This window comes from Tatumella ptyseos ATCC 33301, assembly GCF_000735525.1.
GTDB lineage: Bacteria > Pseudomonadota > Gammaproteobacteria > Enterobacterales > Enterobacteriaceae > Tatumella > Tatumella ptyseos.
On record NZ_JMPR01000005.1, the window covers coordinates 13,821 to 27,424 of the forward strand.

10 protein-coding genes are annotated in these 13,604 nt (G+C 50.2%); all 10 read right to left on the bottom strand.

Annotation, left to right across the window (positions count from 1 at the left end; translation table 11 throughout):
* Nucleotides 1-2: 2 nt before the first annotated feature.
* Complete coding sequence (locus GTPT_RS01570; protein ID WP_025902277.1) at nt 3-1,064, bottom strand: DUF1176 domain-containing protein; 1,062 nt, start codon at nt 1,062-1,064, stop codon at nt 3-5.
* Nucleotides 1,065-1,143: 79 nt separating this feature from the next.
* On the bottom strand, nt 1,144-5,364 hold the full coding sequence (rpoC, locus tag GTPT_RS01575; protein WP_025902278.1) for a DNA-directed RNA polymerase subunit beta': 4,221 nt from the start codon (nt 5,362-5,364) through the stop codon (nt 1,144-1,146).
* A gap of 80 nt (nt 5,365-5,444) precedes the next feature.
* The gene (gene rpoB, locus GTPT_RS01580; protein WP_025902279.1) at nt 5,445-9,473 is read right to left on the bottom strand and encodes a DNA-directed RNA polymerase subunit beta; all 4,029 of its coding nucleotides are present in this window, start codon (nt 9,471-9,473) and stop codon (nt 5,445-5,447) included.
* A 331-nt stretch (nt 9,474-9,804) separates the two neighbouring features.
* Complete coding sequence (gene rplL / locus GTPT_RS01585; RefSeq protein ID WP_025902280.1) at nt 9,805-10,170, bottom strand: 50S ribosomal protein L7/L12; 366 nt, start codon at nt 10,168-10,170, stop codon at nt 9,805-9,807.
* 63 nt (nt 10,171-10,233) lie between these two features.
* A complete protein-coding gene (rplJ, locus tag GTPT_RS01590; protein WP_025902281.1) occupies nt 10,234-10,731 on the bottom strand; it encodes a 50S ribosomal protein L10 in 498 nt (165 codons plus the stop codon).
* Between the two features lie 350 nt (nt 10,732-11,081).
* Nucleotides 11,082-11,786: a 50S ribosomal protein L1 gene (gene rplA / locus GTPT_RS01595; RefSeq protein ID WP_025902282.1), complete on the bottom strand. Its 705-nt coding sequence runs from the start codon at nt 11,784-11,786 to the stop codon at nt 11,082-11,084.
* 3 nt (nt 11,787-11,789) lie between these two features.
* Nucleotides 11,790-12,218: a 50S ribosomal protein L11 gene (rplK, locus tag GTPT_RS01600; RefSeq protein ID WP_025902283.1), complete on the bottom strand. Its 429-nt coding sequence runs from the start codon at nt 12,216-12,218 to the stop codon at nt 11,790-11,792.
* Between the two features lie 141 nt (nt 12,219-12,359).
* Nucleotides 12,360-12,905 carry a transcription termination/antitermination protein NusG gene (gene nusG / locus GTPT_RS01605; RefSeq protein WP_025902284.1) on the bottom strand — a complete coding sequence of 182 codons (546 nt, stop codon included), beginning with the start codon at nt 12,903-12,905 and terminating at the stop codon, nt 12,360-12,362.
* A 1-nt stretch (nt 12,906) separates the two neighbouring features.
* Entirely contained in the window at nt 12,907-13,290 is a 384-nt protein-coding gene (gene secE / locus GTPT_RS01610; protein WP_025902285.1) for a preprotein translocase subunit SecE, read from the bottom strand.
* A gap of 223 nt (nt 13,291-13,513) precedes the next feature.
* On the bottom strand, nt 13,514-13,604 hold a 91-nt coding region (locus GTPT_RS16860; RefSeq protein ID WP_072265938.1), incomplete at its 5' end, for an EF-Tu C-terminal domain-related protein.

Below are 13,604 nucleotides of genomic sequence, written 5' to 3' on the forward strand. Positions count from 1 at the left end.
TTTTACTCTTTGAATCCCGGAGTCAGCCAGACAGAGGGCCAGTGCCCCGGTTCTCCCCCGTCACAGGTCGGCTGATTATGATAACTCATCAGTTGAAACACATGACCATCATATCGCCAGGTACCGCTTTCACCACAATCCGACACGCCGTGGCCGCGTGCAATATACGTCAGTAAGGCCGTTTTAGGATCATAGCTGACATCCGTAAACCAGGTGATCGTCTGAGGATCGCCCTGATCATCTTTTAGCGGCAGAGTCAGTTCCACTTCACTGCCACGATCCGGGTGTGCCCGCGGGACGATAAAAACGATCCCCGAAGACTGATAAGCCCCGGTGACACAGTTAATCATGACCAGTACATGTTTTTTATCCAGAGGCTTCACCTGACTACGGGTGATATCATCGGCATCCGGAGAGCATTCTTCGTCATCCAGTACATCTTGCTGAGTCTGGAGAACTTCATTGATCAGTGCATTACCATCACCGACCGGAAAAATAGCAGGAATTTTTGTCGCAGGGATCTCAAAGGCATAACGTAAAGGCACCTGCGCAGGGATACCGTTCCCGGTACGAATAAAAGCGGTGCGGTTATTCAGCCGTCCCTGAATTTCATCGGCAAAATGTAAAGAAGTATTCAATCCTTTCAGAGAGCCGGTATCATCATCTTCGTCCGGTGTCAGAGCAATACGCCCTGCATTTTTCGCTGCCTCAGCAAACGCCTGTACAGCCTGTAATGATGTCGTGTGATAGCCGGCATAATCATGTTTATTATCGGCATAAACCGGTGTCAGGGAATTATTCCATAGCTTTCCATCCAGCCAGATCCCTGACGGCTTATCAATATCAAAGCCCATCAAATCCAGTGATACTGCCCCTCTGGGACCCGCTTCATGTCGGATCACTACCCGCATATTTTCATCAACATTGCGGATATCACAATCATTGAGGTTATTACAAGTGACCTGCCAGTCCTGGAACATCCGTTGTACCGGCTCTGATGCCCGGGCCCCGAATGTCACCACCAGCATGGAGAATAAGATGGCAGGCAGACAACATCTCTTCATCTACTGTTCCTTTCCCGATCTCTCCCGATATAAAAAAACCCTGCCGAAGCAGGGTTTATTACACGATTATAGCACTGCCTTACTCGTCGTTACCGCCGAGGCCGGCATTCAGCAGTTCAGCCAGGCTTGCAGAGGCTTCATCTGCAGTCACCTGAGGAACCACCGGTGCCTCACCCGCGTGACGGCGACGCATACGATCCTGATGGTATGCATAACCGGTACCGGCAGGGATCAGACGACCCACGATAACGTTCTCTTTCAGACCGCGCAGTTCGTCACGTTTACCGGCAACAGCGGCCTCAGTCAGGACACGGGTAGTCTCCTGGAAGGATGCTGCAGAGATAAACGACTCTGTTGCCAGAGATGCTTTGGTAATACCCAGCAGGTCACGGGCGAAAGTCGCAGGGACTTTACCGTTAGCTTCCAGTTCACGGTTAGCAATCATCACGCGTGAAACTTCAGCCTGTTCACCTTCCAGGAACTCAGAGCTTCCGGAAGAAGCAATGGTCGCTTTACGCAGCATCTGACGAACGATAACTTCGATGTGTTTATCGTTAATCTTAACGCCCTGCAGACGGTAAACGTCCTGAACTTCGTTAACGATGTAACGAGTCACCGCATGAACGCCACGCAGACGCAGAATGTCGTGCGGAGATTCAGGTCCATCGGAAACTACATCACCACGTTCTACGCGCTCACCTTCAAATACGTTCAGCTGACGCCATTTCGGGATCATCTCTTCGTAAGGTTCGCTACCGTCAACCGGAGTGATCACCAGGCGACGTTTACCTTTGGTCTCTTTCCCGAAGGAAATAATACCGCTGATTTCTGCCAGAATCGCCGGCTCTTTCGGACGACGGGCTTCGAACAGGTCAGCAACACGTGGCAGACCACCGGTAATATCTTTAGTACCGCCGGATTCCTGAGGAACACGCGCTAAGGTATCACCGGAGCTGATTTTTACACCATCTTCCAGCTGTACAATCGCGTTACCTGGCAGGAAGTACTGAGCCGGCATATCGGTACCTGGTAACATAACATCATCACCATTGGCATCGACCACTTTCAGTGCCGGACGCAGATCTTTACCACCGGAGGTACGTTCAGCAGTATCCATCACCACGATAGAAGACAGACCGGTCAGCTCATCCGTCTGACGGGTGATTGTCTGGCCATCGTTCATATCGACAAAGCGTACGTAACCGTTCACTTCGGTGATTACCGGCATGGTGTGCGGATCCCAGTTAGCAACGGTTTCGCCGGCATTCGCCTGCTCACCATCACCTTTGGCCATCACGGAACCATAAGGTACTTTATAGCTTTCCTTGGTACGACCGAATTCATCGATCATATTCAGTTCAACGTTACGTGAAGTAATAACCAGCTTGCCTGCTGAGTTTGTTACTGACTTCGCGTTGATAAGCTTGATGGTACCTTTGTTCTTCACCTGAATGCTGGATTCAGCAGCCGCACGGGATGCCGCACCACCGATGTGGAACGTACGCATCGTCAGCTGTGTACCAGGCTCACCGATGGACTGTGCTGCGATAACACCGACAGCTTCACCTTTGTTGATGATATGTCCACGAGCCAGGTCACGACCATAGCAGTGAGCACACACACCAAAGTCAGTCGTACAACCTACCACTGAACGTACTTTTACGCTGTCGACAGAGTTCTGTTCCAGAACGTCACACCAGTGCTCATCCAGCAGGGTATTACGTGCCACCAGAATATCTGCAGAACCAGGTTTCAGTACATCTTCAGCCGTTACACGGCCCAGAACACGTTCACGCAGTGGCTCTTTAACATCACCGCCTTCGATGACCGGAGTCATCATGATACCTTCGTGGGTACCACAATCATCTTCGGTAACGACCAGATCCTGTGCAACGTCAACCAGACGACGCGTCAGATAACCGGAGTTCGCCGTTTTCAGTGCGGTATCCGCCAGACCTTTACGAGCACCGTGGGTCGAGATGAAGTACTGAAGTACGTTCAGACCTTCACGGAAGTTCGCGGTGATTGGCGTTTCGATGATGGAGCCATCTGGCTTAGCCATCAGACCACGCATACCTGCCAGCTGACGGATCTGCGCAGCAGAACCACGAGCACCGGAGTCGGCCATCATATAGATGCTGTTGAAAGAAACCTGCTGCTCTTCTTCACCATGACGGTTGATCACAGTTTCAGTTTGCAGGTTTTCCATCATCGCTTTGGAAACACGTTCGTTAGCCGCAGCCCAGATATCGATGACTTTGTTGTAACGTTCACCGGCGGTCACCAGACCTGACTGGAACTGTTCCTGAATCTCAGCAACTTCCGCTTCAGCTTCGGTAATGATCTCGGCTTTTTTGGCCGGGATAACCATATCATCGATACCTACAGATGCACCTGAACGGGCTGCATAAGCAAAACCGGTATACATGGTCTGGTCAGCAAAGATAACGGTCGGCTTCAGACCCAGGATACGGTAACAGGTATTCAGCATCTTAGAGATAGCTTTCTTACCCAGTGCCTGGTTGATAATCGAGTACGGCAGACCCTTAGGTACGATCATCCACAGAATGGCACGACCGACAGTGGTGTCGACCAGGCTGGTATGTGGGATGAATTCGCCCTGCTCGTTTTTGCTGTATTCAGTAATACGCACTTTGACACGAGCGTGGAGCTCAGCCAGACCTGCGCGGTACACACGTTCCGCTTCTTTAGGTCCGGTCAGCACCATGGCTTCACCTTTGGCGTTAACTTTGTCGCGGGTCATATAATACAGACCCAGTACAACGTCCTGAGAAGGAACGATGATTGGCTCACCATTCGCAGGAGACAGGATGTTGTTGGTCGACATCATCAGCGCACGCGCTTCCAGCTGAGCTTCCAGAGTCAACGGTACGTGTACCGCCATCTGGTCACCATCGAAGTCGGCGTTATAAGCAGCACAGACTAACGGGTGCAGCTGAATCGCTTTACCTTCGATCAATACCGGTTCGAACGCCTGAATACCTAAACGGTGCAGTGTTGGTGCACGGTTCAGCAGAACCGGGTGTTCGCGGATAACTTCATCCAGGATATCCCAGACGACAGCTTCTTCACGCTCAACCATTTTCTTAGCGGCTTTGATAGTCGTCGCCAGGCCACGCAGTTCCAGCTTGCCATAGATAAATGGTTTGAACAGTTCCAGTGCCATTTTCTTCGGCAGACCACACTGATGCAGGTGCAGGTAAGGACCTACGGTAATGACGGAACGACCAGAGTAGTCGACACGTTTACCCAGCAGGTTCTGACGGAAACGACCCTGCTTACCTTTGATCATGTCGGCCAGAGACTTCAGAGGACGCTTGTTAGAACCGGTGATCGCACGACCGCGACGACCGTTATCCAGCAGAGCATCGACCGCTTCCTGCAGCATACGTTTTTCGTTACGTACGATGATATCAGGCGCAGCCAGATCCAGAAGACGCTTCAGACGGTTATTACGGTTGATCACACGGCGATACAGATCATTCAGATCTGAAGTCGCAAAGCGTCCACCGTCCAGCGGTACCAGAGGACGCAGGTCCGGTGGCAATACTGGCAGTACTGTCAGGATCATCCACTCTGGTTTATTACCAGACTGAACGAAAGCTTCAAGCAGCTTAATACGCTTGGTCAGCTTTTTACGCTTGGTTTCGGAGTTGGTTTCGTTCAGCTCTTCACGCAGCTGCTCGCATTCCTGTTCCAGATCCATGCCTTTCAGCAGGGCCTGAACCGCTTCCGCACCCATTTTTGCGTCGAATTCATCACCAAACTCTTCTAACGCATCCAGATACTGCTCTTCAGTCAGGATCTGGCGCTTTTCGAGGTTGGTCATGCCGCCTTCAATAACGACATAAGATTCGAAATAAAGCACACGTTCGATATCACGCAGTGGCATGTCTAATAACAGACCAATACGGGATGGCAGTGATTTCAGGAACCAGATGTGTGCTGTAGGAGATGCCAGCTCGATGTGACCCATACGGTCACGACGAACTTTAGTCTGGGTAACTTCTACGCCACACTTCTCACAGATAACACCACGGTGCTTCAGGCGCTTGTACTTACCGCACAGGCACTCATAGTCTTTTACCGGACCAAAAATACGCGCACAGAACAGACCATCACGTTCCGGCTTAAAGGTACGGTAGTTAATGGTTTCTGGCTTCTTAACTTCACCGAAAGACCAGGAACGGATCATGTCTGGCGATGCCAGAGCAATCTTGATCGCATCAAACTCTTCGGTTTTAGTTTGCGCTTTTAGAAACTTAAGTAAGTCTTTCACGGATTTGCTCCCGTCGGAGTGAGACTTCTAAGGGCATCCGGACATTCCGGACACCCTGTAACCAGTACTAATACGAGTGCTTACTCGTCTTCCAGCTCGATGTTGATACCCAGCGAGCGGATTTCTTTCAACAGTACGTTGAAGGATTCCGGCATGCCTGGTTCCATCTGATGGTTACCATCGACGATGTTTTTATACATCTTCGTACGGCCGTTCACGTCATCAGATTTCACCGTCAGCATTTCCTGCAGGGTGTATGCTGCACCGTATGCTTCCAGTGCCCACACTTCCATCTCCCCGAAACGCTGACCACCGAACTGAGCTTTACCACCCAGCGGCTGCTGAGTAACAAGGCTGTAAGAACCGGTAGAACGCGCATGCATTTTGTCATCCACCAGGTGGTTCAGTTTCAGCATGTACATGTAACCTACGGTTACCTGACGCTCAAACTGCTCACCGGTACGACCATCAAACAGGGTGATCTGACCGGAAGTAGGAATACCCCCTAAAGTCAGCAGTTCCTTGATTTCACTTTCTTTAGCACCGTCGAAGACCGGGGTCGCAATTGGCATCCCTTTCTTCAGGTTCTCTGCCAGACGCAATACCTGGTCATCAGAGAAAGTGTTCAGGTCGACTTTCTGGCGAACATCAGTGCCTAAGTCATAAGCGCGCTGAATGAACTCACGCAGTCGGGCAACATCCTGTTGCTGCTTCAGCATGGCATTGATCTTATCGCCGATACCTTTCGCAGCCATACCCAGGTGGGTTTCCAGAATCTGACCGATGTTCATACGTGATGGTACGCCCAGCGGGTTCAGTACGATATCAACAGGAGTCCCGTTTTCATCGTAAGGCATATCTTCGATCGGGTTGATCTTAGAGATAACACCTTTGTTCCCGTGACGACCTGCCATTTTATCACCAGGCTGGATCTGACGTTTAACGGCCAGATAAACCTTAACGATTTTCAGCACACCTGGTGCCAGATCATCGCCCTGGGTGATTTTGCGGCGCTTAGCTTCAAGCTTCTTCTCAAACTCGCGCTTCAGTTCGTCATACTGTTCAGCCAGCTGCTCTAACTGATTCTGTTTTTCTTCATCAGTCAGACCCAGTTCCAGCCAGCGCTCACGTGGCAGTTTGTCCAGCTTCTCAGCTTCAACACCACCGGTCGTCAGAACGGTATAGATACGGGTAAACAGGCCGGCTTCAAGGATCTGCAGTTCTTCAGTCAGGTCTTTCTTCGCCTGCTTCAGCTGCATCTCTTCAATTTCGAGCGCACGTTTGTCTTTTTCAACACCATCACGGGTGAAGACCTGAACATCGATGACCGTACCGGAAACACCGTTTGGTACGCGCAGAGAAGAATCTTTAACGTCAGACGCTTTCTCACCGAAGATAGCACGCAGCAGTTTTTCTTCCGGCGTCAGCTGGGTCTCGCCTTTAGGCGTGACTTTACCGACCAGAATATCGCCACCGGTCACTTCAGCACCGATATAAACGATACCGGATTCATCCAGTTTAGAGAGCGCAGCTTCACCCACGTTAGGGATATCCGCAGTGATCTCTTCCGGCCCCAGTTTGGTGTCACGGGACACACAAGCCAGTTCCTGAATATGGATAGTCGTGAAACGGTCTTCCTGGACAACACGCTCAGAAACGAGGATGGAGTCTTCGAAGTTATAACCATTCCATGGCATGAATGCCACGCGCATGTTCTGACCCAGAGCCAGTTCACCTAAATCGGTAGACGGGCCATCTGCCAGTACATCACCACGTTCAATCGGCTCACCCAGATTGACACATGGCATCTGGTTGATACACGTGTTCTGGTTAGAACGGGTGTATTTGGTCAGGTTATAGATATCGATACCCGCTTCACCGGCATACATCTCGTCTTCGTTAACTTTGATAACGATACGGGAGGCATCGACGTACTGAACGGTACCGCCACGCTTAGCCACTGCAGTAACACCGGAGTCGACTGCGACCGCGCGTTCCATACCGGTACCTACTAACGGCTTATCAGCACGCAGAGTAGGAACCGCCTGACGTTGCATGTTTGCACCCATCAATGCACGGTTAGCATCATCGTGTTCCAGGAATGGGATCAGTGACGCACCGACAGAAACAACCTGCTGGGTCGAAACGTCCATGTAGTCAACCTGGTCACGGCTGAACAGGCTCGATTCACCCTTGTTACGACAGGTCACCAGGTCATCCACGAAACGACCATCGTCGTCGAGGTTGGTGTTCGCCTGAGCAATAACGAAGTTGCCTTCTTCAATCGCAGACAGGTAATGAATTTCGTCAGTCACCTGGCTATCAACCACACGACGGTATGGCGTTTCGAGGAAGCCATATTCGTTAGTCTGCGCATACACAGACAGTGAGTTGATAAGACCGATGTTCGGACCTTCAGGCGTTTCGATAGGACAAACACGACCGTAGTGAGTCGGGTGTACGTCTCGAACTTCAAAGCCTGCGCGTTCACGGGTCAGACCGCCCGGGCCCAGTGCAGAAATACGACGTTTGTGCGTAATTTCAGACAGCGGGTTGTTCTGGTCCATAAACTGAGACAGCTGGCTGGAACCAAAGAACTCTTTAACGGCAGCTGAAATCGGCTTAGCGTTGATCATGTCCTGAGGCATCAGGGTATCCAGATCACCCAGGGACAGACGCTCTTTCACCGCACGCTCAACACGTACCAGACCGACACGGAACTGGTTCTCAGCCATCTCACCGACAGAACGGATACGACGGTTACCCAGGTGGTCGATGTCATCCACTTCACCGATACCGTTACGGATATCGATCAGTTTTTTCATTACCTGGATGATATCGTCGTGGCTCAGGATACCTGCACCTTCGATTTCATCTCGCAGCAATGAACGGTTGAACTTCATACGACCCACTGCGGAAAGATCATAACGATCTTCCGAGAAGAACAGGTTCTCAAACAGGTTCTCTGCCGCTTCACGCGTTGGTGGCTCACCAGGACGCATCATACGGTAGATTTCAACCAGTGCACTCAGGCGGTCGCTGGTCGGATCCACACGCAGGGTTTCAGAGATATAAGGACCGTGGTCCAGATCGTTTGTGAACAGCGTTTCGATGCGCTTATGACCAGACTGGCTCAGTTTAGCCAGCAGATCCATGGACAGTTCCATGTTCGCAGCAACGATAAGCTCACCGGTGCTCTCATCAATATAATCACGCGCAACGACTTTACCGGCAATATATTCAACCGGAACTTCGATGTGCTGGACATTATCTTTTTCCAGCTGGCGGATATGACGGGCAGTAATACGGCGGCCTTTTTCGACATAAACTGTGCCATTTGACTCGATGTCAAAAGAGGCAGTTTCGCCGCGCAGACGCTCAGGAACCAACGCCATCTGCAGTTTGTTGTCACGAATTTCATAGACCACTTTATCAAAGAACAGGTCGATGATTTGTTCAGTGGTGTAATTCAGTGCGCGCAGAATAATGGTCGCAGGCAGTTTACGACGACGGTCAATACGGACAAACAGGTTGTCTTTAGGATCGAACTCGAAGTCCAGCCATGAGCCACGGTAAGGGATGATACGTGCGTTATACAGTACCTTACCGGAAGAATGCGTTTTACCTTTATCGCTATCAAAGAATACGCCCGGGCTACGGTGTAACTGAGAAACGATAACACGCTCAGTACCATTGATGACAAAGGTACCGTTATCAGTCATGAGCGGAATTTCGCCCATGTAAACTTCTTGTTCTTTAATGTCTTTGACGGTCCCTTCCGGCGCTTCGCGCTCGTAGATGACCAGGCGTAATTTTACGCGCAGTGGTGCTGAAAATGTCACACCACGGATCTGACACTCTTTAACATCAAAGACAGGCTCACCCAGACGGTAGCTGACATATTGCAGCTCAGAGTTACCACTGTAGCTCTGGATAGGGAAAACGGAACGGAATGCTGCTTCCAGACCGTATTGGCCTTCCGGATCTTGCTCGATAAACTTCTGGAACGAGTCAAGCTGGATAGATAGGAGATAAGGCACATCCAGTACTTGCGGACGTTTGCCAAAATCCTTACGAATACGTTTTTTCTCGGTATAGGAGTAAACCATTAGGGTTCCTCAGCTCGCTGACAAGTCGAACCACGCTGTCCGTCCTGCAGGACAGTTCATGCAACATTATTTCGTTTTCACCGTTGAGCCTGGCTCAGGTGCAATACATCTTTTTCTATCACTCTTAAATCATTTCATTGCTCTTGCAAGGCAGGGAACCCCACGGGAAAGCAGTATATTAAGGCGTCGAGAGAAAAAGACATTGGAAGAATCAAGGTGGACAAACAATGCGAAACCCCACAGAGACTCTTTTAGCGCAAAAAGGCTGGTGACTATTATAGTCACCAGCCAGCAGTCTGCAAACTACTCAGACTGTAACCCGAAGGTTATCTTATTTGATTTCAACTTCAGCGCCAGCTTCTTTCAGAGCAGCTTCCAGAGCAGCTGCGTCGTCTTTGCTGATCGCTTCTTTGATTGCAGCCGGTGCAGATTCAACCAGGTCTTTAGCTTCTTTCAGGCCCAGACCAGTTGCGCCACGTACTGCTTTGATCACTGCGACTTTGTTACCGCCAACAGATTTCAGGATTACGTCGAATTCAGTCTGCTCTTCAGCAGCTTCAGCAGGGCCAGCAGCGACAGCGACAGCAGCAGCAGCAGAAACGCCGAATTTTTCTTCCATTGCAGAAACCAGCTCAACTACTTCCATTACGGACATAGCTGCAACAGCTTCCAGGATTTGGTCTTTAGTGATAGACATAACAATTGTTCCTAAGAATCAGAATAAGTTTATACGTAAGCAAAAACGATGTTAGCAGAGAGCTTATGCAGCTTCTTTCGCATCGCGTACAGCAGCCAGAGTACGGACCAGTTTGCCTGCAGCGGCTTCTTTCATGGTCGACATCAGACGTGCCAGTGCTTCTTCGTAAGTCGGCAGCGTTGCCAGACGGTCAATTTGAGCGGCTGGGATCAGCTCACCTTCAAAGGCTGCAGCTTTAACCTCGAATTTTGCATTCGCTTTCGCGAAGTCTTTGAACAGACGAGCAGCAGCGCCCGGGTGTTCCATAGAATATGCAATCAAGGTTGGACCAACAAACGTGTCTTTCAGGCACTCGAAAGGAGTACCTTCAACGACGCGACGCAGCAGGGTGTTACGAACAACACGCATGTATACGCCAGCTTCACGACCTGCTTTACGCAGTTCAGTCATTTTATCTACGGTTACGCCACGGGAATCCGCAACAACCGCAGACAGCGCGCCTTTGGCTACTTCGCTGACTTCAGCAACAATTGCTTGTTTGTCTTGAAGATTTAATGCCATTAGCTTTTGCTCCTGGATGTTTTAGTCCGGAGAGTTTCCCCTCCGGAACTCACTTCATCTATCCACCGAAGTGGATAGACGCTAAACACGGTGAGTAGAATCCAGAAAAAGAAATAGGTTCTTCAGGCTCTCTCACCGTCTACGCAGGGAATTAAGTCTGACAGAATCACCGGGCAAGCCCTGAGATCACTGCAACAAACACCTGCGGTCTTGGACGGAGGCCTGGATAGGCCAGGCTCCAACCGAAAATTCTTGCTCTGTTACTGCCTTTCGGGAGTACAGAGTCTCTTCCGTTAAGGAAGAACGGGCGAAAATTCTAGGTGAAAATTTCGCCCGCGTCAAGCAATGACTTAGGCAGTCTGAGTACTCAGGCCAGCCTGGTCGATTGCAACACCTGCACCCATGGTGGTAGACAGGCTGACTTTCTTGATGTACACGCCTTTAGCTGAAGTTGGTTTTGCTTTTTTCAGCGCAACCAGCAGAGCTTCCAGGTTTTCTTTCAGTTTGTCAGCATCAAAGTCAACTTTACCGATGGTGGTGTGAATGATACCGTTTTTGTCGTTACGGTAACGAACCTGACCCGCTTTAGCATTTTTAACTGCTTCAGCAACGTTAGGAGTTACAGTACCAACTTTAGGGTTTGGCATCAGGCCACGTGGACCCAGAACCTGACCTAACTGGCCAACAACGCGCATTGCATCCGGAGATGCGATAACAACGTCAAAGTTCATTTCGCCTTTCTTGATCTGATCAGCCAGATCTTCCATACCAACCAGTTCAGCACCTGCGGCTTTCGCTGCTTCAGCGTTTGCACCCTGAGCGAATACAGCAACGCGGACGCTACGGCCAGTACCGTTAGGCAGTACAGTTGCACCACGTACGTTCTGATCAGATTTACGAGCATCGATGCCGAGGTTTACAGAAACATCAACACTTTCAACGAATTTAGCAGTAGCCAGTTCTTTCAGCAAAGCAACAGCTTCGGTGATTTCGTACTGCTTGGTGACATCTACTTTGTCACGGATTGTGCGCATGCGCTTGGTAAGCTTAGCCATCTATTAATCCTCTACTACCAGGCCCATGGAGATCGCAGTACCTTCGATAGAGCGAGTCATCGCGTCTAAGTCTGCACCAGTCATGTCCGCTGCTTTAGTCGTTGCAATTTCCTGCAACTGAGCACGCGTCACTTTACCAACTTTGTCTTTGTTCGGCTTACCTGAACCAGACTTGATACCCGCTGCTTTTTTCAGCAGAACTGCTGCAGGAGGTGTTTTGGTAATGAACGTGAAAGAACGGTCGCTGTATACGGTGATAACAACCGGAGTTGGCAGACCTTTTTCCAGGCTTTCTGTTTTTGCGTTGAACGCTTTACAGAATTCCATGATGTTAACACCCTGCTGACCCAGTGCCGGACCAACCGGTGGACTTGGGTTTGCCATGCCAGCTGCAACCTGCAGCTTCACATAGGCTTGTACTTTCTTAGCCATGATATTTCCTCAATTGGGTATAGCGCCTTACTTAAAGGCTTCCCGTGGTAATTATCTACACGCCCGCAGGCATGTAAAAACAAAAGGCGCGAAATTGTAGGCAAATTTCGCGCCTTATGCAAGAGCTTAACTGAATACAGATTAGCCTTTTTCTACCTGACCGAAGTCCAGTTCGACCGGTGTTGCACGACCGAAGATAGAAACAGAGACTTTCAGGCGGCTTTTTTCGTAGTCGACTTCTTCAACGACGCCATTAAAGTCAGCAAACGGACCGTCGTTAACACGAACCATTTCACCCGGCTCAAACATGGTCTTAGGACGCGGCTTGTCACCTGCCTGTTGCAGGCGGTTCATAATCGCATCGACTTCTTTATCGCTGATAGGTGCAGGACGATCAGACGTTCCACCGATAAAGCCCATGACGCGCGGGACACTACGGACGAGGTGCCAGCTGGCATCTTCCATTACCATCTGCACCAGGACATAACCCGGGAAGAATTTACGCTCGCTTTTGCGGCGCTGACCACCACGGATCTCAACGACCTCTTCTGTTGGCACCATAACATCGCCAAACAGGTCTTCCATATTGTGCAGTTTGATATGCTCACGCAGCGATACAGCTACACGGCTTTCGAAACCTGAAAACGCCTGCACGACGTACCAGCGTTTTTTTGGAGCTTCAGACATCTCAGAACCTCAGTCCAGTGATAAACGATACCAGACGGACCAGAATACCATCCAGCCCCCACAAAATCAGTGACATCACGGCAGTTACCGCGGCAACGATTAACGTGGTCTGCAACGTTTCCTGGCGGGTTGGCCAGATGACCTTGCGCACTTCGGTTCTTGCTTCACGTGCAAACGCTACCGCTGCTTTGCCTTTTGTTGTCAAAAGGGCAATTGCGCCGGCAACCGCAATGATAACAACCACAACCAGAGCACGTAAGGGTAAATTAACGTTGCGATAATGATAGTTGCCGTAAATCGCTACTGCAACCAGAACAGCAACGACCAGCCATTTTACTATTTCCAGGCCGCGCCCGCTCCTCTGAGCTTCGGTATTTGCACTCATAAACAAACCTGCCAGAATAATCCAGAAACCATTAAACCCCGCATAGCGAGGTATCCAAACCAGAAATACCTGTAGTACATCCGGTATCCTACGCCAAACCAGAGCCTGTCTCAGCAATGATTTGTACGAAAATCACTGATGAGTCAGGTTCTATGTTTCGGCGTACAAAAAGGGCATCAAATGATGCCCTTTTCATGTGCATGACGTCAAATATTATCGGCGATTATGCGATAACTTTAGCAACAACACCTGCACCTACAGTACGACCACCTTCACGGATTGCGAAACGCAGACCATCGTCCATCGCGATTGGA